Source organism: Cytobacillus sp. FSL W8-0315 (assembly GCF_038002905.1).
Lineage (GTDB): Bacteria > Bacillota > Bacilli > Bacillales > Cytobacillaceae > Cytobacillus > Cytobacillus pseudoceanisediminis.
Window position 1 is genome coordinate 4,311,696 of the sequence record NZ_JBBOOC010000001.1, and the last position, 24,520, is coordinate 4,336,215.

30 protein-coding genes are annotated in these 24,520 nt (G+C 39.3%); 10 read left to right on the forward strand and 20 right to left on the reverse strand.

Going from position 1 to position 24,520, the window contains the following annotated elements; translation table 11 throughout:
- Nucleotides 1–21: 21 nt before the first annotated feature.
- From cbpB to MKY20_RS22125, 4 genes are all read right to left on the reverse strand, one after another.
- A complete protein-coding gene (gene cbpB, locus MKY20_RS22110) occupies nucleotides 22–468 on the reverse strand; it encodes a cyclic-di-AMP-binding protein CbpB (protein WP_009330996.1) in 447 nt (148 codons plus the stop codon).
- A 71-nt stretch (nucleotides 469–539) separates the two neighbouring features.
- A complete protein-coding gene (locus MKY20_RS22115) occupies nucleotides 540–683 on the reverse strand; it encodes a hypothetical protein (RefSeq protein ID WP_019381665.1) in 144 nt (47 codons plus the stop codon).
- Nucleotides 684–734: 51 nt separating this feature from the next.
- Nucleotides 735–884 (reverse strand): hypothetical protein, encoded by a 150-nt coding sequence (locus MKY20_RS22120; RefSeq protein WP_019381664.1) that lies wholly within the window; start codon nucleotides 882–884, stop codon nucleotides 735–737.
- Nucleotides 885–988: 104 nt separating this feature from the next.
- Nucleotides 989–1,225 (reverse strand): YkuJ family protein, encoded by a 237-nt coding sequence (locus MKY20_RS22125; RefSeq protein ID WP_019381663.1) that lies wholly within the window; start codon nucleotides 1,223–1,225, stop codon nucleotides 989–991.
- 184 nt (nucleotides 1,226–1,409) lie between these two features.
- Here MKY20_RS22125 and MKY20_RS22130 point away from each other — a divergent pair, with 184 nt between their 5' ends.
- Both MKY20_RS22130 and MKY20_RS22135 read left to right on the forward strand, forming a co-directional pair.
- Nucleotides 1,410–2,360: an MBL fold metallo-hydrolase gene (locus MKY20_RS22130; RefSeq protein WP_019381662.1), complete on the forward strand. Its 951-nt coding sequence runs from the start codon at nucleotides 1,410–1,412 to the stop codon at nucleotides 2,358–2,360.
- A 59-nt stretch (nucleotides 2,361–2,419) separates the two neighbouring features.
- Nucleotides 2,420–2,662, forward strand: coding sequence for a glutaredoxin family protein (locus MKY20_RS22135; RefSeq protein ID WP_009330999.1), 243 nt, complete (start codon nucleotides 2,420–2,422; stop codon nucleotides 2,660–2,662).
- An 85-nt stretch (nucleotides 2,663–2,747) separates the two neighbouring features.
- On the opposite strand, the gene MKY20_RS22140 is transcribed toward MKY20_RS22135, so the two are convergent.
- From MKY20_RS22140 to MKY20_RS22150, 3 genes are all read right to left on the reverse strand, one after another.
- Nucleotides 2,748–3,455 carry a DUF3993 domain-containing protein gene (locus tag MKY20_RS22140; protein WP_019381661.1) on the reverse strand — a complete coding sequence of 236 codons (708 nt, stop codon included), beginning with the start codon at nucleotides 3,453–3,455 and terminating at the stop codon, nucleotides 2,748–2,750.
- A 255-nt stretch (nucleotides 3,456–3,710) separates the two neighbouring features.
- Nucleotides 3,711–3,950: a hypothetical protein gene (locus MKY20_RS22145; RefSeq protein ID WP_019381660.1), complete on the reverse strand. Its 240-nt coding sequence runs from the start codon at nucleotides 3,948–3,950 to the stop codon at nucleotides 3,711–3,713.
- A 78-nt stretch (nucleotides 3,951–4,028) separates the two neighbouring features.
- Complete coding sequence (locus MKY20_RS22150) at nucleotides 4,029–5,246, reverse strand: EAL domain-containing protein (protein ID WP_009331002.1); 1,218 nt, start codon at nucleotides 5,244–5,246, stop codon at nucleotides 4,029–4,031.
- 180 nt (nucleotides 5,247–5,426) lie between these two features.
- Here MKY20_RS22150 and MKY20_RS22155 point away from each other — a divergent pair, with 180 nt between their 5' ends.
- On the forward strand, nucleotides 5,427–6,209 hold the full coding sequence (locus tag MKY20_RS22155) for a C39 family peptidase (protein ID WP_009331003.1): 783 nt from the start codon (nucleotides 5,427–5,429) through the stop codon (nucleotides 6,207–6,209).
- 45 nt (nucleotides 6,210–6,254) lie between these two features.
- Here the strand turns inward: MKY20_RS22155 and fadH are convergent, their stop codons facing one another.
- On the reverse strand, nucleotides 6,255–7,019 hold the full coding sequence (fadH, locus tag MKY20_RS22160; RefSeq protein WP_009331004.1) for a 2,4-dienoyl-CoA reductase: 765 nt from the start codon (nucleotides 7,017–7,019) through the stop codon (nucleotides 6,255–6,257).
- Nucleotides 7,020–7,267: 248 nt separating this feature from the next.
- On the opposite strand from fadH, the gene MKY20_RS22165 reads away from it, so the two are divergent.
- From MKY20_RS22165 to MKY20_RS22185, 5 genes are all read left to right on the forward strand, one after another.
- Entirely contained in the window at nucleotides 7,268–8,143 is an 876-nt protein-coding gene (locus MKY20_RS22165) for a metallophosphoesterase (protein ID WP_019381659.1), read from the forward strand.
- Nucleotides 8,144–8,267: 124 nt separating this feature from the next.
- Nucleotides 8,268–8,765 (forward strand): L,D-transpeptidase family protein, encoded by a 498-nt coding sequence (locus MKY20_RS22170; protein WP_009331006.1) that lies wholly within the window; start codon nucleotides 8,268–8,270, stop codon nucleotides 8,763–8,765.
- Between the two features lie 136 nt (nucleotides 8,766–8,901).
- Nucleotides 8,902–9,516, forward strand: a complete 615-nt coding sequence (locus MKY20_RS22175) for a helix-turn-helix transcriptional regulator (protein ID WP_009331007.1) — start codon at nucleotides 8,902–8,904, stop codon at nucleotides 9,514–9,516.
- Nucleotides 9,513–10,787: an MFS transporter gene (locus MKY20_RS22180; protein ID WP_009331008.1), complete on the forward strand. Its 1,275-nt coding sequence runs from the start codon at nucleotides 9,513–9,515 to the stop codon at nucleotides 10,785–10,787. The genes MKY20_RS22175 and MKY20_RS22180 overlap by 4 nt, the downstream gene beginning before the upstream one ends.
- A gap of 96 nt (nucleotides 10,788–10,883) precedes the next feature.
- Nucleotides 10,884–11,351 (forward strand): YkyB family protein, encoded by a 468-nt coding sequence (locus MKY20_RS22185; protein WP_009331009.1) that lies wholly within the window; start codon nucleotides 10,884–10,886, stop codon nucleotides 11,349–11,351.
- A gap of 383 nt (nucleotides 11,352–11,734) precedes the next feature.
- On the opposite strand, the gene MKY20_RS22190 is transcribed toward MKY20_RS22185, so the two are convergent.
- The 4 genes from MKY20_RS22190 to MKY20_RS22205 form a co-directional block, all read right to left on the reverse strand.
- On the reverse strand, nucleotides 11,735–12,640 hold the full coding sequence (locus MKY20_RS22190) for a chemotaxis protein (protein ID WP_009331010.1): 906 nt from the start codon (nucleotides 12,638–12,640) through the stop codon (nucleotides 11,735–11,737).
- A 269-nt stretch (nucleotides 12,641–12,909) separates the two neighbouring features.
- The gene (locus tag MKY20_RS22195; RefSeq protein ID WP_341003016.1) at nucleotides 12,910–14,229 is read right to left on the reverse strand and encodes an MFS transporter; all 1,320 of its coding nucleotides are present in this window, start codon (nucleotides 14,227–14,229) and stop codon (nucleotides 12,910–12,912) included.
- Nucleotides 14,230–14,632: 403 nt separating this feature from the next.
- Entirely contained in the window at nucleotides 14,633–15,097 is a 465-nt protein-coding gene (locus MKY20_RS22200) for a DinB family protein (protein ID WP_019381656.1), read from the reverse strand.
- 395 nt (nucleotides 15,098–15,492) lie between these two features.
- Complete coding sequence (locus MKY20_RS22205; protein ID WP_019381654.1) at nucleotides 15,493–16,032, reverse strand: RDD family protein; 540 nt, start codon at nucleotides 16,030–16,032, stop codon at nucleotides 15,493–15,495.
- Nucleotides 16,033–16,309: 277 nt separating this feature from the next.
- Here MKY20_RS22205 and MKY20_RS22210 point away from each other — a divergent pair, with 277 nt between their 5' ends.
- Complete coding sequence (locus tag MKY20_RS22210) at nucleotides 16,310–16,513, forward strand: hypothetical protein (RefSeq protein WP_009331014.1); 204 nt, start codon at nucleotides 16,310–16,312, stop codon at nucleotides 16,511–16,513.
- Nucleotides 16,514–16,622: 109 nt separating this feature from the next.
- On the forward strand, nucleotides 16,623–17,774 hold the full coding sequence (locus tag MKY20_RS22215; protein ID WP_009331015.1) for an aminotransferase A: 1,152 nt from the start codon (nucleotides 16,623–16,625) through the stop codon (nucleotides 17,772–17,774).
- Between the two features lie 120 nt (nucleotides 17,775–17,894).
- On the opposite strand, the gene MKY20_RS22220 is transcribed toward MKY20_RS22215, so the two are convergent.
- From MKY20_RS22220 to MKY20_RS22255, 8 genes are all read right to left on the reverse strand, one after another.
- On the reverse strand, nucleotides 17,895–18,074 hold the full coding sequence (locus MKY20_RS22220) for a hypothetical protein (protein WP_009331016.1): 180 nt from the start codon (nucleotides 18,072–18,074) through the stop codon (nucleotides 17,895–17,897).
- A 74-nt stretch (nucleotides 18,075–18,148) separates the two neighbouring features.
- Nucleotides 18,149–19,027: an NAD(P)-dependent oxidoreductase gene (locus tag MKY20_RS22225; RefSeq protein WP_009331017.1), complete on the reverse strand. Its 879-nt coding sequence runs from the start codon at nucleotides 19,025–19,027 to the stop codon at nucleotides 18,149–18,151.
- Nucleotides 19,028–19,223: 196 nt separating this feature from the next.
- Complete coding sequence (locus MKY20_RS22230) at nucleotides 19,224–19,685, reverse strand: hypothetical protein (RefSeq protein ID WP_009331018.1); 462 nt, start codon at nucleotides 19,683–19,685, stop codon at nucleotides 19,224–19,226.
- Nucleotides 19,686–20,186: 501 nt separating this feature from the next.
- Nucleotides 20,187–21,902 carry a phosphoenolpyruvate--protein phosphotransferase gene (gene ptsP, locus MKY20_RS22235; protein ID WP_009331019.1) on the reverse strand — a complete coding sequence of 572 codons (1,716 nt, stop codon included), beginning with the start codon at nucleotides 21,900–21,902 and terminating at the stop codon, nucleotides 20,187–20,189.
- The gene (locus MKY20_RS22240) at nucleotides 21,902–22,168 is read right to left on the reverse strand and encodes a phosphocarrier protein HPr (protein WP_009331020.1); all 267 of its coding nucleotides are present in this window, start codon (nucleotides 22,166–22,168) and stop codon (nucleotides 21,902–21,904) included. The genes ptsP and MKY20_RS22240 overlap by 1 nt, the downstream gene beginning before the upstream one ends.
- 454 nt (nucleotides 22,169–22,622) lie before the next feature.
- Nucleotides 22,623–22,913, reverse strand: coding sequence for a hypothetical protein (locus tag MKY20_RS22245; RefSeq protein ID WP_009331021.1), 291 nt, complete (start codon nucleotides 22,911–22,913; stop codon nucleotides 22,623–22,625).
- 85 nt (nucleotides 22,914–22,998) lie between these two features.
- Nucleotides 22,999–23,796: an ABC transporter permease gene (locus MKY20_RS22250; RefSeq protein WP_009331022.1), complete on the reverse strand. Its 798-nt coding sequence runs from the start codon at nucleotides 23,794–23,796 to the stop codon at nucleotides 22,999–23,001.
- Between the two features lie 11 nt (nucleotides 23,797–23,807).
- The gene (locus tag MKY20_RS22255; protein ID WP_009331023.1) at nucleotides 23,808–24,467 is read right to left on the reverse strand and encodes an ABC transporter ATP-binding protein; all 660 of its coding nucleotides are present in this window, start codon (nucleotides 24,465–24,467) and stop codon (nucleotides 23,808–23,810) included.
- Nucleotides 24,468–24,520: the final 53 nt, after the last annotated feature.

The window sequence follows — 24,520 nt, forward strand, 5'->3', positions numbered from 1 at the left end:
CTGCTGGGAGCTGAATGATGTTTATCGCTTATTTAATCGTCTGATGTGCTTATTTAATTGATCCAAAACTGTTCTGCGAGTCAGTATTCCCTCAAAGTAGCCTTCCTTGTTTTCTATACATATAAAGGGATGGTCAACTAAAAGCTCGATCGATTGCTGTATAGAGGACTCAGCATCAAGCCGCGGGATATTTCTGTTCATAGCCTCTTCAACCCTTTTTTGCTCCAGCTGCTCAAATTCGATCCGCTCTAGCCCGAGAATAGAATCCATGATTATGGGTGTGCTGATTAAGCCCTGCAGCTTATATTGCGGGTCTAGTACAGGTATTGCTGTATATCCGCTTTTTGTTAACACTAAGAGGGCATGCTCCAGGTTATTGCCAACCTGTACATGTGCTACCCGTTCAGAAGGAATCATGAAATCACTTATGTTAAATTCTAAAAATTCCTCGCTATGGAGACTGATCATCGCCGAAAACTCCTCAAAAATTAGTTATACTTCTTACCCATTTTATCATAGTCTCCGGCATTTTGCCCCTATTAACCTTTGCTCGTTTGAATGTCTTTTACTTCATAGCCGCAGTCAGGACAGCGAAAAATAACATTTTGATTGGACTGTGCGGTTAAAACGGCATCGATGTCTTTTTCAGCCATGCATCCTGGACATGTTACAATTGGCATCATTCTGCTTCACCTCAAATCAAAGGGTCCTTTATTACTTATTGTTCTCAATACCTATTTTTTCGAGTCCTTATTATCTTTTAAAATTTCTTTCATTTCTTCAAGAGTTTTCCTGATCCGGATTACTTCTTTTTTTGTATTAATTAAATCTGCAAGCAAAAGAAGAACTGTAAAAAACAGCAAAATCATGAGCAGATAATACATTTCACACCTCTGGAAGATTGATATTTCATATTATAGCACGCTTTTTCTTCAAGCTGTTTTTAATAAGAAAAGAGGCCCAAAAGGCCCCTTATGTATATGGTGGATTATTGAATCAAATCGAAAATTTCGATCGTAATCATATCAATGTTGTCGAATTGATATCTTTTTGGCTTTTCTTTATCGTAATATACTTCCAGTTCAAATGTTTCATTTTTCGGATGAAAAGTTACCTGGCATTTCCTTTCACCATTCACCTCAAAAAATCTTTGCATTGGCTCTCCGCCTGTTGCTTGTTCCTGTAAGCTCTTTAAGCGTGTTAATATACCTTGAAGCTGTGACATGCTCTCTCTCCTTTCCAAAACAAAACCCATAATTCTACATTTAGGTTTCTCTTTTGGCATGTTTCTATCCTAAAGAAATAAATTCAGAATATTCAAGCTCGATGCTTTACATACCAATATTAACAGAATAAAATATTGTCAGGTGTTTGTACAAGCAAAAGCTTTATAAAGGATGTGATTTTTTTTGGCAAAACCTGAAAAATTAGCGGAAAATCTATATTTAATTGACGATTTTGATCTTTCACTGGAAAAACGTACCGGTACATATGTCTTAACAGAGGAAAAGCTGACTTTGATTGAAACTTCCGCAAGCCCTTCAATTCCCTACATACTGGAAGGGCTAAGCCAGCTTCACATTCGGCCTGAGGAAGTTGAGTATATCATCGTTACCCATATTCATCTTGACCATGCAGGCGGCACAGGCCTTTTACTAACCCATTGTCCGAATGCAAAGGTTATTGTCCACCCGAAAGGCGGCAGGCACTTAGCAGATCCTTCACGCTTAATTGCTGGTGCAAAAGCTGTTTACGGAGATAAATTTGATGGACTGTTTAATCCTATTTTGCCTGTTCGAGAGGATAAAATTATCACAAAAGAACATGAAGAAGAGCTTAAAATAGGACCAAATTGCACTCTGAAATTTTTTCATTCACCTGGGCACGCTAATCACCACTTCAGTATCTTTCATCCTGCTTTAAATGGAATGTTCACAGGAGACACGGCTGGTGTGTCTTATCCTCAATTAAAAGAAAATGGAATTGAAATGTATCTGCCCTCAACTTCACCAAACCAATTCGATCCAGGCAAAATGCTCGAATCCATTGGCATGTATGAAAAAATGGATCTTGATTTTATTTTCTTTGGCCATTATGGAATGAGTACAAACCCAAAAGAGGTCTACAGGCAAATTAAGGATTGGCTTAAGATATTCCTCCATACAGGCAGAATTGCCGTATCTGAAGGCGGTTCTATTGATCAGCAGACACAGGCAGCGCAAGCCATGCTTGAAGAAAAAATTAAAGCCAATCTAAATGGCAGAGGCATCCCATCTGACCACCCTGTATATAAGATCCTTTCTGTGGATATCGCTGTCTGCTCTATGGGATTGATAGATTATATGCAAAAAACAAACTGATTGCTTACTTTAATATCCTGCATTATGATGGAATAACAAAAAACTCAGGGGGAAGCACTTTGAAAGAAATTGTTTTATACACACAGCCGGATTGTCCGCCCTGTGAGATTACGAAGATGTTTTTGAATGAAAAAGGATATATTTATACGATAAAAGATATTAAAAAAGATGCAGCAGCCCACAAAGAGCTGACCAGACAATATAAATCTTTTTCCACTCCAACAATTGTCATCGGAGATACTGTCATTAGGGGATTTGACCTGGAAAGACTGCAATCTGTATTAGATGATGGCATAAAGTGAAACTTCAATTGCATGGATCTCCTGCCTGTCAGGCTGCAATAATAAAAATAGGAGCTTAAAAGCTAAGCTTTTAAGCTCCTATCATCTAATTGGATGCCAGCTGCCCGTTTAATTCCTGATGTTCAAATAAAGCAATTATACCTTGTTTATTATCTGTTAAAACCATACTTCCGGAACGAAACAAAGCGTCGAATGGATTCAGCAGGAAACCGAATTGATACGACGGTTTGTTAATCCAATTTGGATTTTCAGGTGTTTTAAATGAGCTTTGTGTTGCTGCTTCTTCATTACTCTCGGCTTTCTTTAAAATTTTCTCGGGTATATTTTCACCCAGGAATTTGGCGACTTTAAATTCCCCTTCTTGTTCCACAAGTAAAAGTCCCTCATAGTGACCTTCGTATTCTACTGGGCCTTCATTATTTTCCGGAAAGTATTCATACACATAAATTTTGCTTCCTTCTTTAACTACTTTTGTACTATCTGAATACGTAAAGAAGGGAATGTAATATGCAGCAGCATCAGATCCAAGGGTAAAATACTTGCCATTCTCTGAAACAAGGTTTTCATTCAGAAATTCAGCTTTAGGCTCTTCAGAAAAATATGGGTCAAGCAATTCATCGACTTCCTTCATGCTTCGCTCTTCCTCGCTCAGCGAAACCTGTGTATGAAATGCATTTTGCAAGAATTTGTATACCTCTTGGTTATTGTTAAGGCTCTCGGCATTTGTATGGGAAGGAATCGCTGCTGCCATGACTGCAATTGTTATAATAATTCCTGCTAAGTGCTTGTACATTCCACTCTCCCTTTCTTAATCGTTTACTATTGTGTACCATCAATTTTACCAGCAAATAAAGCTGCTGTTGCCGGTTTTCGCACCCGAAATTCTCTTACGTTTTGACATAATAATTCTTTTCTTGTTATGAATCTACCCGAATTGACAAAGAATTAACGCAATAAGCGGAAAAGTGTATATAAATAATGATGTAAATATTGTTAATCAGCAGCATGTACCCATTTCAATAAAAAAAGACCCTGCCTATGAGGGTCTTTACCAATTCCATGTAAGTGCAAAATAGATAATCATAACAAGAACAATTCCAAAGAAAATCACATACGTTAGAAAAATCGGATTTCTAATATATGCATGCTTCTGAACATTATCCGGCAATTCTGCATCAATATCGCCCTTTACGGCTTTTCGCTCTTTTGCAACAAACAAAGTGTAAACTAAGGAGTATCCAAGGATACCCACTCCAATTAGTAAAATGATCAATGTGTACATGCTCATGTCTAATCTCTCCTCAAGGAAAGTTCTACACTTACATTTCCTCAAATTAAGATTGTTTATACTTTTAAAATTTTATGCTTATAATAACCCATCATGGTTGTATAAAAATTCATACGATAGATCCACAAATAAGTAATCATTGGTATTAAGCGGAAAGGAAAACGTCCTGATTGTTTCACCTGTCTCAATATCAGTATACAAATCAGAGAGGATACCTTTTTTATTTATTCGCATTTTCATGATATTTTCAAGAAAGTATGGCCGCCAGCTCCAGTTTTTGTGAAGATATTCTTCCTGGGTTATCCATTCCCCATCCCGTTTGAAGTAATTCGCAGATTTCTGGAATCCATCTTCATCGCAAATATACAGGCGAAAAGCTGCACCATCCAGAAGAACCGCAATCTGCTCCAAGGTTTCTTCATATACAAAAACCTTTTTATTTTTATTTGCAAAATCAATCATCTTTTCGTTGAACTCAAGTGTAACCTGATACAAGGACTCCAGTTTTTTCTTTTCATGTACAATAAACCGATGGCATTCACTTCGAAATTTTTCCTTTAAAATATCTCTATCAGTGAAATTTTCAGCCGGTTTTTGCAAATAATAACCTTGATAATAACGGCCTCCATTTTTCCAGGCAAACTGAAGCTGGTAAACCATTTCAATATTTTCAAAAAGCATGCTCGCTCCTATTTTCCTGGCAAGCATGGATAAAGAATAGAGGATATCATTAAAATTATAAGCAGAAGCATTTGATTTCATGGACTCCAGATCCACCTTTAAAATGTCGGGAGCCAATTGCCCGATCCTATCGAGATGACTGCTTTCATTTCCAAGTTTATCTATTGCTAATTTAATTCCATAAGTCCTGTAATAATTCAATAGATGGTCCAGATGGTCAATATCTCCCTTATAATTCCGTTCTGTAATTTCCAATACAATCCTGTCAAGGCTTATTCCTTGTTTTTCATATTCCTGGAGGGTATTTAAAAATTGTTCCCCGTCATTATACATGAGCAAGTCAGCATCCCTGTTGACAAAAAGCAAAATATCCTTATCCAGGTCCCGGGCCTTATCCAAAGCCTTTTTTAATACTTCATAATCTACTTCAATCCGGTATTCTTCAGGAATATTCTCATCCTGGAAGAACGGCCCCAGACTACTTATAACTCCATCAGATCCTCTATATCGGCCTAAAACCTCATAACCAATGACACGATGCTCATCTGCACTGAATATTGGCTGGAAATAAGGAAATACATTATCCAAATCTGTAAGGATATCCAATGCATCCATGTCCTAGCCTCCCTATGTATATTAATGAGTTATTATACCATATTCGCTTAAAACTTTTACTATTCAAAATATAGATTCCACTTTTTGATAAAACAGCATTGTTTGGCAAAAGCTTTGCATCATATTGCCGCGCCTTCTCTCACAAGCTAATATCAGGACATCAAAGAAAGAGGGTATTTCATGAGAAATCTCCTATTTATATCCCTTCTTATTCCTTTGCTTGGCTGCGGCCATTCAGAACCTGCCAGTCCTTTGCAAAAGCCTGACATGGCCTCAAAAGATCTGGATGCACAAATACCAGTAAAGGCAAAGAAGGTACAGCAGAAAGCAACAGCCCAATCTCCGAAAACTCCTGCGGCTGTGAAAAAGGAATCTGTCATCATTGATGTTCCACTAATCAGACAAAACCCCGAATTGAAGTATGGATGCGAAGTAACCAGCCTGACAATGGTCCTGCGGCATGCAGGTGTGCAAGTAGGGAAAATGGATTTGTATAATGCAGTAAAGAAAGATAATGATCCGCTGATACGTTCAAAAGGCGATATTTTAAAATGGGGTAATCCAGCAGAAGGATTTGTAGGAGATATGACCGGGACAAGTGCAGGCTACGCTGTTTTTGATAAACCAATTGAAGAATTAGTGAATAAATATCTTCCCGGAAGAGCCGTAAATTTATCCGGCCAAAATTTTGAAGCGATTCTTATGCATGTATCCAAGGGATATCCTGCTGTGGTCTGGACAACAGGAGATTATAGGCTTCCTGACCGCTGGGAGTCCTGGACTCACTCCGGCAAAACCATTAAAACTCCTTTAGATCTTCATGCAGTCGTATTGGTAGGCTATGATGAACAGTTTGTTATTCTAAACGATCCCCTCTCAGGGAAAAAACAGGTGAAGGTTTCTAAAGAACGATTCATCTCATCATGGAAAGCATTGCAATCCAGAGCAGTAAGTTACCAATAGATAATGGCAACCGGCTGAAATTAATTCAGCCGGTATTCATAAGCATTAAAATGGAAATTGATTCAGCCACTGTCCTCCATCCATAGTGATGCACTCCCCATTAATATAACCTGCATGCTCAGAGAAAAGGAAGAATGCCAATTCTGCGATTTCTTCCGGCTTACCGAGCCTGCCAAGGGGCACACTTTGGAGTGTCCTGTTTGCAGCTTCTTCTGATTCCCAAAGCCTGTCAGCCCCTCCTGTCCTTTCAATCGGACCTGGGGCTATTGCATTCACTCTAATTCCGTATTTTCTTCCCCATTCTACAGCCAAGGTTCTTGTCATGGATAATACACCTGCTTTTGCTGCTGCCGAGTGTATAACACCCGCTCCAGCATCCCATGCATATGTAGCCACCATATTAATGATGCTTCCCTTAACTCCTTTTTCAATCCAGTGTTTACCGACTTCACTCGAACAATAAAAGGTTCCATTCAAGACAATATTAATAACAGAATTCCATCCATTTGCACTCAAGCTCTCTGCAGGGCATATAAAATTTCCCGCTGCATTATTAACAAGGAAATCAACTTGTCCAAATACATTTAGTGTTTCGTTGAGCATATGTTTAACATGTTCAATTTCACGGACATCCATTTGAATTGTCAAAACTTGACCCTGGAAGGTTTGAATTTCAGCTTTTGCTGTCTCGAGGCGTTCCGGATTCCTTCCTGTTATCACCACATTCGCTCCGGCTTCAGCAAACCTCTTTGCCATATATTTTCCCATACCGCTGGAACCGCCAGTAACAATGACTGTTTTATTCTTCATTCTAATTCCCCTCTCAAAAAATGAATGATCATTCATTTATATTTTACCATTTAATATAGAATTTTCGAATTATTATTTACAAATTAATTAATAATTTTAAGGAAAATGAAGGATAAAAAACAAGCATAGTTATTTCTTCTTTTTAATAGGATAGTTTGATAGTATTAAAGATACTGCTATGAGAAGCATTGCCTTTACTCATGCTCAATACTTCAAAAAAAATTTTAATAGATAGGTTGGTATGCTAAATGCCGGAAAAAGTGTCCAGAAGATCTTTTTTAAAAAGAGCTCTCGGCTTTTTTGCTGCTGTTTTTGGTATTAGTGCAGGCGGCTATTATTATGCACGGGATATTGAGCCGCGGCTCTTGGAAATCACAAACTACAAAATTTCTGACAACGCTATTCCACAAGCGTTCCATAATAAAAAAATCATCCAATTCAGCGATACCCATTTAGGATTTCATTATGACCTGAAACAGCTTGAAAAATTGATTGAAAAGATAAACAGCTTGAAGCCTGATATTGTCTTCTTTACAGGTGATCTGATGGATGAACCCAACAAATATAAAGAGGCAAACCAAATCGCCCCCCTCCTGAAAAGGATTCAGGCGCCGCTTGGAAGGTTTGCTATTTATGGAAACCATGATCACGGGGGCTATGGTTCTGATATCTATAAATCTATTATGGAAGAATCCGGGTTTATTCTTTTGCTGAATGAAAATCGGAAAATCGAGTTTTCCGGAAGCAGCATCCAGATTATCGGCATTGACGATGCCATGCTCGGCAAACCGGACATAAAGCTTGCCAGCGGAAGTCTGGACGATTCTTCCTATAACATTTTATTGTCCCATGCACCGGATTTAGCAGATGAAGCCTCAGCTTTCAACATCAATCTGCAGTTGAGCGGCCATAGTCATGGAGGACAAATAAAACTGCCGTTCATTGGAGCGTTAGTTAAACCGCCGCATGCTGAAAGATACTATGAAGGCTTCTATGAAATCGGCAGCCAACGCCCTTTAACTCTTTATGTAAACAGAGGGCTTGGTACAACCCGGCTGCCCTTCCGGTTTTTATCCAAACCTGAACTGACGGTATTTACCCTACAATCAAACAGCGGGAATTAAAGGAAAGCACACCTTTGCAGCTTTCCTTTTTTTGCTGCCTTCGTGACACAATTTATTCAATAAGTTACAAGATCATTTTTGCAGGCATATATTTGAATAGACCTTTCAGAAAGAGGTGATTGTTATGTACCATATAGTAAAACCTGGTGAGACATTGTCTGTCATCGCAAAGAATTACCGCCGCCCTTTAAGCGAGCTTCTGGGGGCAAACCCTTCCATTGTAAACCCAGGCCTGATCTATCCCGGCCAGCGATTAGTAATACCAGGGCTGCCGGAACCAGATTCCATTCCGTATACCATCATTGTTTCAAGAGGTAAAAGAAGCTTAACTCTTTTATATAACGGTGCCATTCAAAAAGTGTACCCCATTGCCGTCGGAAAAATGCTGACACAGACCCCAATTGGAGAGTTTGTTATTGTGAACAGAGAACCTAATCCCGGCGGCCCATATGGTGTCATGTGGCTTTCCCTGTCGAAAGCCGGCTATGGAATTCACGGAACTAATAATCCTTCCTCAATTGGCCAATCTGTTTCCCAAGGCTGTATACGCATGTATAACCAGGATGTGCTCGAATTGTCACGCATAGTGCCAAATGGCACCAGGGTACGGATACAGCCTTAGCTGTTACTTACAATCGTCCTTTCAACAAAACTTTCGCTGAAAAATTGCGAAAGTTTTTATTTTTTAGTTGATATTTTTTTAAACACAACATATCATATTGATATATCAGCATGATACATTGAAAGGAGTTTTATAATTGTCTATAGAACATACCATTCTTGCTGTGCTAAGCTTTTGGCCCAGCACAGGATATAATATTAAATCTGAATTTGAACACAAAGCTGCTGGCCTTTATTGGGGAATGAGCTATGGGAGCATTTACCCGAAATTAAAAAAGCTGGAGGAAGAAGGATTTATCTATGCAATCGAGCAGGAAGATGAAGGAAGAAAGAAAAAAATGTATGAGCTCACTGCAAAAGGCTGGAAAGAGTTTGAGAACTGGCTGAAGATTCCTCCTTCTTTCCCGGTTATTAAAGATGAATTGCTAATGAAAATGTCAACATGGCATGAAGATATGGATAATGAAGTGTTAATTAGCCATTTATTAAAAAGAAAAGAAGAAACCTCTGATATTCTAAAATTTGTACAAGAATGGCCGCGAAATGGATACTCCTATGTCAGCAAGCTTGGCTGCCTCTCTATTCGATATGCAGAAATGAAGCTGGAAACAGAAATTAAATGGATTGAAGAATCAATTGAAGCGCTGCAAAATAATAATCTGCCAGATGGCCAGGACCCTCATGGCAATACTGAAAAGCTGCTAAACAGGCGAAGGAGGGCCATTGGCGGGGATAAGGGGAATTGCCAATGAAACCCGGCATTTTTAAACCACTCAAGCTGAAATCCTTTCGCTCTCTATTTGGTGCCCAGTTATTTTCCGATTTGGGTAACTGGCTCGATTTTATTGCTTTGCAGGTTATTGTCGCTTATCACTGGGGGCTTGATGAAACGGCAATTGCCTCTGTTATTATTGTTCTCGGCCTTCCCTGGGTCATTATCGGTCCATTTGCAAGTGTATTTGTGGATAGATTACCGAAAAAAGCTGTTATGATCGTTTGCCTCCTTTTAAGAATTGTCTTTGTCGGAGGCTTGTTTTACGCTCCCAACCTATACATTCTGCTATTATTTGTCTTTTTAAAGGGAACCGTATCAGCCCTTTACGACCCGGCAAGGCAGAGTGCTATCCGGATGATTGTACCTGACAGCATGCTGCCTGAAGCAGTAACTCTAAGCCAGCTTTCAGTCAATACCATGAAAATTGCCGGGCCAGCATTAGGCGGAGGGATAATAGCAGTTTTCGGACCAAAAAGCCCCTTTCTATTTGAAGCAGCAGGATTCATTGCAGCCATTGTTTTCCTTCTATTTCTTCCCAGCTTAACTTCTTTTGAGGAATCAGATAAAAGAATGGCAGAAGACTATACTGTCAAAACAAGTTATTGGAAAGAATTTTCAGAGGGCATAAAACATATTTTCCACACTCCCCTTTTAAGGGTCTCAATTATTCTTTCTTCTGCAGCATTTTTCATCATTTTCCTTTATGATGGGTTATTTATTTTTATTGCAAAGCAGATTGGATTTAATGAGGGCAATTTTGGATTACTGATCAGTGCAGTGGGAGCAGGCAGTGTTGCTGGCTCACTTTTGCTGGGCCATTGGACAGGGTGGAACCGAAAACCCGTCCATTTAATGAGTTCTTCGGCCATATTAAGCGGCACTTTTATTGTAGCTGTTGGACTTGGAGGCTTAGGTCTTCTTAATTTCCCTCCACTGGTCTGGATAATCGGTGCATGTCTATTAGGTCTTTTAGGAGCTGGAGAATCTGTTCCTTACGGCTATGTGCTCCAATCTGAAACACCAAAGCAAATGATGGGCAGAGTTTCGGCTGCCGCCATGTCCCTGCAGACTTTTTCCATGCTTATTGCACCTGCTGCAGGAGCTCTTCTTGCAAAACAGCTAGGTGCCTCTTTTGTTATGATTGGCGCTGGCTTGGCAACAACATTATTAGGTTCATCAATGCTGATGGTTATATGGAAAAAGTCAGGATCCTTACAACCTATAAGCAGAAAGCAGCTGGATGGATAAGCTTTTGTATTAAAAGCCTTATCCAAGTTGGTTTTATTGACTAAAAAGGGTATAATATTGTTTATACCCCTTTATAATTTGAAAGGAGATTGGAAATTGAATTCTGATAAGAAACAATATCCCCATCTGCAACCAACGGTTGAAAACCTCTCTCAAGCCATCTTCACCGTTAACCGCCATGCAAAGACAGCACCAAACCCTAAATTTTTGTATAAATTAAAGCACGATGCACTTCAAAAGTTAATTAGAGAAGGAAAAGCCCAGAAAGCAGGCCTTCACTATTCTGGCAATCCAAAAAACAGCCAGCAGCAGTCAGATGTTCTCGTAAAATGCGGGAATTATTCTTTCCATCTTCCGCCTTCTAAAGAGGATTTCTCAGAGCTTCCCCATTTGGGCAAACTCGATTCCTTCGTCAGAAATCCAAAATCTTCTCTATCTCTTAATGCGGCGAAAAAATTGCTTATGTCATATACAGGGCTAAAAGAGCTTAATAGCAAGCCAAATGCAAAAAAGCACCGCTATGAAAAACCTGTATTTAAGAAATTAGGAGAAAGTTACTTTTAATCAAGAAAAGCGCAAGCGCCTTCGGAACAAGCCGAAACCGCTTGTTCCTGCGAAGAACATCCAAGGAAGCTTTCCCTAGGTGCTCACCCCCGAAAAGCCTAAGACGGGCCTCATGGAAAGGCGTCCTTTGCCTTTTTAGGAGGATTGCCGAAATGTGGAGGCGGCTGCACAGGGACGACAAGCATGAGACGAGCCATGCAAGAAGGTGTTCTTTCCTTCTGGAAGGGTTTGGCTAGGCTTTCGTCCCTAGGAGCCGCAACTAGACAGGCTTGTGACCTCGAGGGGGCAGGCGCTGGAGCTAGACAATTATCAAAGTTCAAAGTTATACTTTCTTACCTAACAAGAAAAAGCTGGAGTATTCCAGCTTTTTCTTTGTGGTGGTTCTATAATGCATACTGATCTATCAAAAGCACCAATTCTGCAATTTCAGGCTTGCTCACCTGCGCATTGGCTCCAACCATCTGACCCTTGTGGCGAAGATCTTCGGTAATCAATGAAGAAAAAATAATAACTGGAATTTTTGCAAGCACAGGATGATCTTTAACTTTTTTAGTAAGGTGATGCCCATCCATTTGCGGCATTTCGATATCAGTGATCATGATTTGCACTTCCTCAGTGACATCACGCCCCGACTCGGCTAAGGAATGCAAATATCTATAAGCATCGTATCCATTTTCAAAGAATTCAATTTGACAAAAGCCAGCTTCATTTAAAGTATCATTCAAAAGCTTTCTTAGGAGTGGAGAGTCTTCAGCAATAAGCAGCTTCTTGTCAGACCTTTCACGCTTTCCAAGTTTCTGCACCTTCTGGATGCTAATCCCTGAATCAGGATTTATCTCAGTGACCATTTTTTCAAAATCAAGGAGCAGCACCATCTCATCCTCAAGCTTTATGATTCCGATAATCTGGCTTTCCTGACCCTGATACATTTCAGAAGGCTTCTCAATTTGGTTCCAGGAAATGCGGTGAATTTTTGAAACATTATGAACATGAAAAACAATTTTCTGCTGATTAAACTCTGTCACAATAAACTTATCCTGCTGAGGGCTTTCTGAGGCCGGCATATTTAATGATGATGCTACATCCACTACTGGAAGAACCTCTCCCCTCAGTTCAATGATCCCTTCAATATTACGATGAGAATGCGGGACAGGAATGACAGGGACAGGATTAATAATTTCCTTCACTTTAATAACATTAATCCCAAATTTATTCCTTCCTATTGAGAATTCAACAATCTCCAGTTCATTCGTTCCGCTTTCCAGTAAAATGCCTTTTTTCTGTTCCACTTTTTTCGCCCTTCCTTTTTCATATGCTTATATCTAAGTTCGCGGCTCCTGTTTGTATGACACTTGTTTTATGAGCAGCAAGACACCGAATATGAATTATGAATCTTTTTCTCTATTAATATACCATGAATGGATAAAATTTCTTATAAAAATTTCAGTTCATTATGAAAAAAGTCCTTATTTCTGAGACTGGAAGTCAGCTGCTTTGCTAAAACAAGAAAAAGCAAGCCATTGGCGGCTTGCTTCTTACATGCGATACAGATGCATACCTATTCAGGAATGCTGTCATCCTTAATTTTTGAATGAACAAGCAGTCCAATTATAGTTAATATCATCAATGAACCTAAAGCAAGTCTGCTTGCCAGGTTTCCATAGCTGGCAAAGATCAAAGTAATGCTTCCATAAATAACGGGTCCGATTATGGAAGATACTTTCCCTGAAAATGCAAACAAACCAAAAAACTGCCCTCTTTTATCTTCTGGAGTCAATTCCACAATATAAGTCCTTGTGGTAACCCACATGGACCCCAGAGCGACGCCAAACATGCTGCCCGCAATCCAAAACATGATTTCATTGACAGCCCCAACAGCAATTGCCAGAGCAACAAGAAGAAGGATCCCAACGTATTTAACCGCTTTGTTGGGCCCTTTCGCCTTGGTAATATATCCAAATACAAAAGAACCAATTATACTGGACACCGTTGAAGCAAGATATAGCAAAATGAATTGGCCAGTTGAAAAGCCGACAATGGTTTTTGCGTAAACAGCCATCATGGCAATCGTTGTGGCAATTGCATCATTAAAAAAAAAATAGGCAATCATGAAAGTGAAAATCGCCTTATAATGTTTCATATCTTTAAAGGTCTGCCAAATTTCCTTATAGCCTGATAAAAATTTTTGTTTTTCTTTTGCCTGGTAAGGCTTATCTTTTACAAAGAAAAACAGCGGCAAAGAAAACAGCAGAAATAATATGGCAGTTGGTATAAAAGATTCGTGAAAACCGTCATCTCCTACAAATAAATAAACTGTCAGCCCTACAAGGGTTCCGATATAGCCAACAGCCACTCCAAAGCCTGAAATCAGCGGTATATCCTGCTTTGTTCCCAAATCGGAAATCATGGCATCGTAAAAAACCAGACTGGAATGGAAAAAAAACTTTGCAATAATAAAACATATAATAACGAGTGCAAGATAAACTGGAAGCCCAAATATTTTCCCGCTAATCTGGCTTGATGCAAAAACCCCCATTAAAATGGTCGCCATTACAGTAATAAGCGTAAAGATTACTATATATTTCTTTTTTCTTCCTGTCCTGTCTATCATAACCCCAAACAATGGAGAGAACAGGACAAGAAAAAAGCTTGCCAGCGCATTTGAATAAGAAATAAAGGTGCTCGCTATCTGATTCAAAACTTCATTCTCTCCTATTACTTCCTGCAGGTAAAAAGGAAAGAAAATGGTATTAATATTTGAGGAAAAAATAGTATTCGCAAAATCGTAAAGTGCCCATGATACAACGGGCAGTGTCATATACAGCCGCCAGGAATTGAAATTCCCCTGTTTCTGCAGCTCCGTTTTTTCTATTTCCATGTCATCAGCTCCTTCAGGTAAAAAATACCTTAATCCTTATTCAAGACCTTTCTTTAAAACCCTTTTATTTTACCAAATTTTATTCAATGCAACATTTTTGAAATTTTTATGAATATTCAGATAAGTTTGTTATGCAATAATGGCAGAAATTAATTTAAAGAGGGGAAAAGCGAAAAGAAATGAACAAAAAGCAATTAATCTACTTGTCTGATTTGTGAAGGCCAAAACAGGGGAGGAGTTAAATGAACAGGCAGAATCTTCCCGTATTGCCGCAATGATGGTGCCTTCTTTTTTGGGCATTTTGTTTTATTGAGTGCATCATCCCGATCAGGAGCCTCTGCCTGTTTTGCTGCATGACGTTATAGCATCTTACTTTACAGTAAAATCGGACTGCCAGCCTGTGTTATACACTGATGCCGGCTGCATGCATTATTTGCTTTTTATGGTGAATGTCATGTTCTATAAAGTCTGCAAAATAATCGCGCACAGTTAAGCTGGTGCCGCCGATTTTAAAAGCTGTATCCAGTTTTTCTTCTGACATGCCTTGAAGCATCTGAAGAAATTGACTCCGTACTGATAAAAGTTCTTCAATAATCTCTAATTGTGCATGCTTTTTAGCGTATTCTCCTGCAGCGTCATTCACACTTTGAAAATCAGGATAGTTCTCAAGTACTGCACCCTCTTTAAAAAATGGAAAACGCTGTTCAAGAGAATATTTATCCCAAAATAACAGATGGGCAACTACTGCCGCAACCGGCCATTTTCCATCCGAGACAGGCTTTACCCAATTTTCACGGCCAAGATCTTTTATCGACTCAAGCCATACAGAATATGATTCGTAGTGAGTAACAATATCTTGCTTCTTCATTTTCATCCTCCCTTCCTAAAAATATATTCTGCATGCAGATAATAAATCCTTCCTATTGCTGACCCCAAAAAAAGCTGCGTTGCAACTCAGTTGCCCAGCAGCTTAATTAAGAATTATTATTGGTCTATCTGCATAGAATACCGTTTTGCTTATGAATACTGCCCGTTGATTTCAGCATGGGACATTCAGCGAACCCGAGGGGAGGAATGAGAGCCTCCTTGGCTCCGTCTGCGGGGATTCCCTCACTTCCCGCAGGACCTTGATTAAGCTTCATTGTATGAATCCCGCACGAAGGTAATGCGTCAGCATTTTCGAGGATCAAGTGCCCACAGCGAAGATCAACTCGTTTTTTAAACTTATTATTCAGTAATAAAGTAACTACTTTACCAAATACCTTATTTTTTTAATACGACTGTGCTTGCAATTAAATCATGCAATGCCTGTTTTTTCTCTGTAAAGGCCGCAATGATATAGCCGATAAGGAAAATTCCAGACAGAATGGCCATGGCCAAATATCTTCCAAGCGCCCTCCAGAAAGAAATACGGTTACCATTTAAGTCAGTCACTTTTAATCCCAGCAGCTTTTTGCCCACAGTTCCCTGCCATTTGGATGCGTGCAGGCCTGCAAAATAGGCAACAGCAACGACAAGATTGACAAGAAAGGTTACTCCAAGTGCGCCAAAATAAGATCCCATGAATGCAAAAGCTTCTTCATTGGTCATTTCTGTTTCCATATAAGATGGGTCGCTTATCATCGTATTAAAAGCGTCAGAAGTGCCAAAGAAAATCATAAAGATAACAATGCTTAGAATTGTAAGCGGAATTCCAACAATAATAGAATCGATTAAATAGGCCGCAAATCGGAGCCAGAACCCGCCATACTCCTCATATTCCTTAGTGCTTTCATAAGGCTGCTTCTCTAAAGATGTCTCCACTTTAAAACCTCCTTTATTTATTCAGCTGGAAAACTAACAAACTAAAAATGCAGTTTCCACTATCTACTAATGTTAATCTCTAAATGAATTATATTCAACTATTTGTAAATTTTTACACTCATTTATTTTTTACAAAAATTCCTCTAAAACGTTTTCATCTTGACTTTTTTGTGAACAGTCTTATAACAGTGTAGACACTGTTTTTACCAAGTCATAAAATAAGTTTGTAAAGCTGAAAGTAAGTTTTACATAAATTAAAAAAGAGGTGCGATCAGGCATGAAAGGTACAGCAATCCTTTACCATGATGAACATAAAGTTACAATCCTGGAAAATGTGGAGCATTCTGTGTTTGAGGAAATGAAAGATCAATGCGGCGACAAACATTGCCGATGCCATATAGAAAATAAAGTAATCGATTTTGGTGCTGTATCCCCGGTATTATGGCATGAAGACGAAGTCGATTGGGATTACGGATACTAATTTTATTTTTGGAGGCTCTGAATAGAATTCAGAGCCTGTTTTATTTTTTTCTGTTTGCTCCCGCATCAAAGTGATAGAATATACATTATGATTATGCGAGGTGAACACATTGGAACATTTAATTAACCAAAGAGTGAAGGACATTGAAATTTCCGGAATCAGAAAGTTTTTCAATATGGTTGCCGGCACCAGGGACATGATTTCTCTTACAATTGGACAGCCTGATTTCCCGACGCCATTACATGTTAAAGAAGCAGCTAAACAGGCAATCGACGAGAACTTTACCTCCTATACACACAATGCGGGCGATATTCGATTGCGGGAAGCTGCAGCTTCTTTTGTAAAAACAAAATATAACCTTACATATAACCCTGAACTAGAAGTCATTGTGACATCGGGGGCAAGTGAAGCTATCGATATTGCATTCCGTACAATTCTGGATGAAGGATCGGAAGTAATTCTGCCTGGTCCTGTTTATCCCGGTTATGAGCCAATCATAAAGCTTTGCGGTTCAGTTCCGGTACATACTGATATTTCCAGAAACAAGTTTAGATTTACTGCGGATTTAATTGCAAAACATATGAGTGATAAAACAAGGTGTATTGTTCTTCCATATCCTTCGAACCCGACAGGTGTCAGTCTGAGTTTGGAGGAGCTTGAGGAAATTGCTGCTCTTGTTAAAGGCAAAGATATCTTTATCCTTGCTGATGAAATTTACAGCGAACTGATCTATGATCAAACACACCACTCAATCGCCTCCCTTTTGCGGGAGCAAACTATAGTAATTAATGGACTTTCAAAATCCCATTCAATGACAGGCTGGCGCATTGGTCTTTTATTCGCACCGGAAAACCTGGCTAAACATATCTTGAAGGTGCATCAGTATAATGTGACATGTGCAGCTTCTGTCTCCCAAATGGCAGCTCTTGATGCGCTGACAACAGGAATCAACGACGCCCTGCCAATGAGGAATGAATATGCCAAACGCCGTGATTATGTATATGAACGATTAATACAAATGAACCTGGATGTAGTCAAACCGGATGGTGCATTTTATTTTTTCATAAAAATACCAGATGTATCAATGAACTCCTTTGAATTTGCCCTTTCTCTCGTTAAACAAGCAGGAGTTGCAGTAGTTCCAGGCAGTGCATTCTCCTCATATGGAGAAGGTTATTTCCGGATTTCCTTTGCATATTCCATGGATACATTAAAAGAAGGGCTTGACCGGATTGAAAAGTATCTGGAGGGTATATTGTAGCGAATCACTCAGTCAATAGCGCCATTTTCCTTTTTAGTAGGAATGGCGCTGTTTGTATATTCATTGCTTCTAATTTCAATCAAAGCAAAAAGGCAGGCTTCCTGCCTGCCTTTATCACCCTTACTGCCCCTGATAGTGCCCGTTGTTTTTTGATGCTTTTTCCTTTTTGGCTTTATCCTTATGAATTTTATTTGTGTCAGCACTTCCAAATTCGTGGGAGAATTCAGAATCAATGACAGCGGAATCGAAGCCTTTTTTGTTCTTTTGCTGAGGATCGTTTTTCTTATTTTTTTTAGCCACCTGTCTAACCCCCTTTTCACTTTCATTATTAGTTTGAAGTGAAAAAAGGGGCTTTATTCATTAACGGGCGCAAATTACTTATCCCAATATTTATATAACGCCTGTGTACCGCTGTTTTCTTCCCCTTTTTCAGAAAGCTCGGCATACATTTTTTTTGCAAGAGCAAGCCCTGGAGTCATCATGTCCATTGCTTCTGCTTCATCTAAGGCGATATTCATGTCCTTAATAAAATGTTTTATATAAAAGCCGGGTTCAAAGTTGCCATCAATTATTCTAGGTGCAAGGTTTGATAGTGACCAGCTGCCTGCTGCACCAGATGATATGCTTTGAAGCACCGTCCTTGGATCTAAACCTGCTTTTTCAGCATAAACTACCGCTTCACACACCCCGATCATATTTGATGCAATCGCAATTTGATTACACATTTTCGTATGTTGTCCGGCTCCTGCTTTTCCTTGATAAACGATATTTGTTCCGAGAAGGTTGAAAATCGGCTCCACAGCCAGAAATGCGTCCCTGTCTCCTCCGGCCATTATTGAAAGCTTTGCATCCCTGGCGCCGATATCTCCCCCTGAAACAGGGGCATCTATTGCATGCATTCCTTTTTTGCCTGCTTCTTCGTATATCTTTTTGGCCAATGTAGGTGTCGAGGTGGTCATGTCAATTACATATGTATTTTCTCTGCCATTTGTGATAATGCCATTTTCCCCAAGATACACTTCCTCTACATCTGCCGGATAACCAACAATCGTAATTATGACATTTGCCTTCTTTGCAACTTCCAACGGCGTCTCAGCCCACTCTGCCCCATGTTTTATTAGTTCAGAAGCTTTTTCTTTGGTTCTTGTATAAACAACTAATGGATAACCTGCTTTCAGCAGATGTCCCGCCATGCTCTTGCCCATAACCCCTGTTCCCACAAAACCGATAACTGTATTTTCAGGTGAAATCAATGTACCCGCTCCCTTTAAATATCTGAATTTTTTATATTAATTCTACCATTCCTTTTCTCATATTAAAAATATTAGATGTCCCAATAAAGACAAAAGACCAGGCAAATACCTGGTCCATCCCCAATTTTATGCGCGTAATTAATATTACCCAATTTAGATAAAACCAAAACTATCCTGTCATCACATTTGATTCTATTTAAAGCTGTGATGAAAAATTATTTAAGAATGCTCTAGCGATCACTACCTCTTCATTTAAGATTTCTACAGATACCGCATCTTCATTCACGATCATTTCTTCTATTTCGAAAACATGCAGGTCCTGTGTAAGAGGAATGGGATTCATAAAAATAAAGTTTCCCTTTTCATTATTGACTTCTATATATTCCCCGTCGATTATCGTGTCCTCCCCATATACAAACTCATCCGTACCCAGGGCAGCTGCCAGTTTTTCATTATGTATGGAAACTTTTACTTTGTATAATTCTTCTTCTGAAAGGATTTTATCATTAATTTTAAACCGGAACTGCAGCTCATTGTTTTTAGTCAGCAAGGCTTCAGCATGACTATTAACGATTGAGTCCTGGGGACCCTGCATGCAGCCTGACAAAGACAGGGCTAATATGGCGGTAAGGATTAGGCAAATGAGCTTTTTATTCATAAGAATTCCTCCTTTTTCATCACCTTTTCCATTCTCGCCTTAAGATAAACCCCAATTATAAAACTAAAACGTTACCTTAATTTAAGCTCACAAAATACAAAAGAAACCCTTCCGGGCTTCTTTAGTGGAGGACACGGCTTAAAAATGAGCTCTGCTTCTCATATAAGTCGTTTTTCTGCTTATCTTTAATACATCTATATCGGTCATGAAAGAGAAAGCTGATTATCATGGTAACCATTTTCCATCTCTCCTTTTTATGTTGTAGCTTTATTATAGGAGAGTTTCAGATTCCGGATAACAATCATAAGATGTGATTGCCGTCATCCTTAAGGCTGAATGGCAGTTTCGACTGGAGAAGGATAAAAAATAAACCGGCCATTATTGGCCGGCTTAAAAAGGGGGGAAAATGAGAATGATCAGCTTACTTAAGACTGACCTAAGTGCTTACTTCTTATTTACCCGGGAAATTATATTTAAAACTCTTTAATTATTTCAATTTAATTACAGTTTCGCTGCTTCTTTTACAGCTTGGACTACTTCTTCTGCTGTATTCATATGAAGCGCTTTTTCAGCCAGTGCTTCCATGTCTTTTTTGTTTAGGTGACTGATTTGAGAACGAGCTTTAAGGATCGACGTAGCGCTCATGGAGAACTCATCAAGTCCTAATCCCAGCAGCAATGGAATTGCAGTTTCATCCCCAGCCATTTCACCGCACATGCCTGCCCACTTTCCTTCCTTGTGTGCTGCGTCAATAACCATTTTAACTAAACGCAAGATTGCAGGATTATACGGCTGGTAAAGATAAGAAACACGCTCATTCATTCGGTCTGCAGCCATTGTGTACTGAATTAAATCGTTTGTGCCTACGCTGAAGAAATCAACTTCTTTAGCAAATTGCTCAGCCATAACAGCAGTTGAAGGAATTTCAACCATAATACCAATTTCAATGTTGTCAGCAACCTGTGAGCCTTCGCTTATAAGCTTTTGTTTTTCTTCTTCAAGGATTGCTTTGCCCTGACGGAATTCATCGAGAGTTGCAATCATAGGGAACATGATTTTCAGGTTTCCATAAGTGCTTGCTCTTAACAAAGCCCTTAATTGTGTCCTGAACATATCCTGTTCTTCCAGACATAGGCGAATCGCCCTGAAGCCCAGGAATGGGTTCATTTCCTTAGGAAGATTTAGATAAGGAAGCTCTTTATCCCCGCCAATATCAAGCGTACGGACTACAACCGGTTTTCCGCCCATTCCTTCCAGGACAGCTTTGTAGGATTCAAACTGCTCCTCTTCAGTTGGAAGCTGGTCTCTTCCCATATATAAAAATTCCGTGCGGTAAAGGCCAATTCCTTCTCCGCCATTTTCAACTACGCCCTTCAGATCTTTTGGAGTGCCGATATTGGCAGCCAATTCAACATGATGGCCATCAGCAGTAACTGATTTTTCGTTTACTAGCTTTGCCCACTCAGCTTTTTGATCCTCGAATTTGCGGTGTTCTTCTTTGTATTCGGCGATGGCCTCTGGGGTCGGATTAATATGTACCAGACCTTTTAATCCATCCACGATAACCAGGTCACCATTTTTAATTTGCTTTGTGGATTCCTTTGTCCCCACTACTGCTGGAATTTCCATGGAACGGGCCATAATGGCAGAGTGAGATGTCCTGCCTCCAATGTCAGTTGTAAAACCTTTTACGAACTGGCGGTTCAGCTGAGCAGTATCGGAAGGGGTCAGGTCTTCAGCAATAATGATTACTTCTTCTGCAATCATGCTGGGATTCGCAATTTGCACTCCAAGCAAATGAGAAAGTACGCGTTTTGTTACGTCACGGATATCCGCTGCACGCTCTTTCATGTATTCATTGTCCATTTGTTCGAACATTGTAATGAACATATCTGCTGTCTCTTTTAAAGCAGATTCAGCATTTACTTTATCTGTTTTGATTTTATCTTCAATTGGCGAAATTAATTCCGGATCACTTAATACAAGAAGATGAGCATCGAAAATAGCAGCTTTATCAGCCCCAAGTTCTTTATGGGCATTATCGCGGATGACTTCCAATTCACCTTTAGATTCAGCTAATGCCGACTGAAAGCGTTCCACTTCTTGTTCCGCATTTTCTACTGTCTTTCTATCAAAAGAGAGATCCGGCTCAACCAAACGGTATGCTTTCGCTATTGCGATACCGCTTGACGCCGCAATTCCATTTAAAAAGCTCATTATTCAGCCAAACCTTCTTTTTTCAGTGTTTCTTCAAGGCTGTTAAGGGCATCCTGTTCATCACTGCCTTCAGCAATAATAGTTATATCTGCACCTTGTCCAACACCTAAAGACATAACACCCATGATTGATTTTAGGTTTACCTTCTTTTCCTTGTACTCAAGGTGAATTTCTGAGTCAAATTTGCTGGCAGCTTGTACAAGCATTGTAGCTGGACGAGCGTGAATTCCTGTTTCTGCAATTACTTTAAATTGTTTTTGAACCATATGGGATCAATCTCCTTCTTATTAATGATTGTATTAAGATGTGCAAGGCGTTGCCTCACGAACTTAAAGACGGGAACTGGAACTTATTCTGCAAATCAGCAGCAGGATGAAACAGTAATGATGCCGGATATTTCGTCCTATATGCTGTTTTATTTTTTCCAACGCCCTATTATTCATGTATATAGTTGTTCAAAAAGGCTGAGAAAAATTAATAAAATCACTTCGTCTCGAAGCTTCTCTGCACTTTGAAAACTTCCATAAAATCAGGAAATATTACCTGGCTGCAATTAAGTCATCGGACAACTTACATCTCAGACAAAAGAATAGCATTTCACATTCATTTAGACAATGAAAAACCCTTAATTTTTCACGTTTGTTCACACTTTTTTGAGTAAAACGCTTTCATTTGCCAATGATTTCTACTTAATGTTTCAGATCCAATATTCCTTTTGATTTATGGCTGTGGATGATACTTATCTTGTTTTCTAACCAGTTTTGAAGTTTCTTTGTATTGAAGTACATTATAGCTGATTCGCATTTTTGAAATGGTTCCCTTTAGAGCCGTTTCATGATCGCATTCCCGGTCCGTATACAATGTGGCAAGATCCGATACGGATCGCGAAAGCATTTCTATGACATGTTTCAAGTCTTCATGATTATAAGAAGTGCTGTCTTCCATCAGATGCTCTAAAATATCTTGAGATAAACTTTTCACTCTTAATGCTTTTTCGGATTCAACTTTCATTATTTTATCCCGCCTTTTTGATTGATTTTTTCATTATATGCGGGCCAGAAGAGTGAAATGCTGTGAGCTTAGGCTATTAAGCAATCTAGTTCTTTCCTTCCGGAAAAAATTGGGCATCCAGATTGAAAAAATTCCTATGAGCCAGAAGGATGAATAAGATTACCGATAAACCTACGCTTCCCAATATCCCCAGCAGAATAACAATCTGATATTCAATCGCAAGCAATGGGCTGACTCCTGATAGAATCTGCCCTGTCATCATCCCAGGCAAAAATATGATGCCCATTCCCAGCATATTATTGATAGTCGGCAGAACAGCAGAATCAAAAGCATGATTAACATATGGCTTAACTGCAGCTTTTGGATCAGCGCCAAGCATTAGTGCACCCTCAATCATATCTTTTTGAGTTGTAAAGGAATTTAGAAGCTCCTTTACACTTAAAGTAATGCCTGTCATGGAGTTGCCAATTATCATCCCTGCTATTGGAATAAAGTAGCGTGGATCATACCACGGCTCAAAATGAATAACTACAAAATTAAAAAACACAAGACAAAAGGATGTACCGGCTATCATGGATATCGCAATGGTTTTCTTAAGGTTTACTGAAAGCCTGGTTCCAGCCTGTTTATATATTGTATAAATAGCAAAACCTTCCATAATCAAGATAACACCTAATGTCAACAGCGGATTGGAAAATTCAAACAAGCAAGTTAATACATAGCCTGCAATTACGAGCTGAAGTGTCATTCTGAAAGCTGCAATAGTCAGCTTTTTCTCACGGGCGATTCCTCTCACTTTAAAGATAATGATAAGAAGAAGCACAAATAAATAAGCTGATATTAGCCGCCAAAATTCAATATCAATAATGGAGCTATTTTCCATCATAATCCCCCTTAGATATTCTTCTCCATCTCCTCCCTGAACGGCAGCTGGGATAAATCAATCCTTTCATCTGCATATTGCTCATTGACTTTCCTGGAGTGAGTAATCATGATTAATGAAGCATGCTTCTTTTTAATTTCCGCGATAAAATGACCCAAAACCATCATTTCGGTGTCTTCGTCCAATGCAGCAGTCGGTTCATCCAGCAGATAGACATCAGCTGCAAGAAGCAGAATTCTTGCCAATGCCAGCCGCTGTTTTTCCCCGCCGGAAAGAGTCCCTGCATCTTCATCAAGCTCCTTAGTCATTTGCATATTATGTAGTGCCTGCTTAAGTACTTCATCACCATCAGGTTTAGATCCGTTGAGCATATAACCCATCATCAAGTTATCTTTTATTGTGCCAGGAAATATTAATGGAACCTGCGAAAGCATGACTGCCTTTCTTCTGTGCTGGACAGAATCTATATCTTTTAGCGGGGCGCCTTCATAGAAGATTTCACCAGAATCCGGGGAAATCATTTTGTTCAGCAATTTCATGAGAGTTGACTTTCCAGCGCCGCTTTCACCCGTAATACAAGTTACTTTTTCTTTTCTTATGTCAAGATGATCCACATTCAAAATATTATTAACCCTTACTCCTCTTATTGCGAATAGCAAATCTGTTGTCATATGCAGCTCCTTTTCCAGTTTCCGTATACCCTCTAGCTTATCCCTTTAAACGC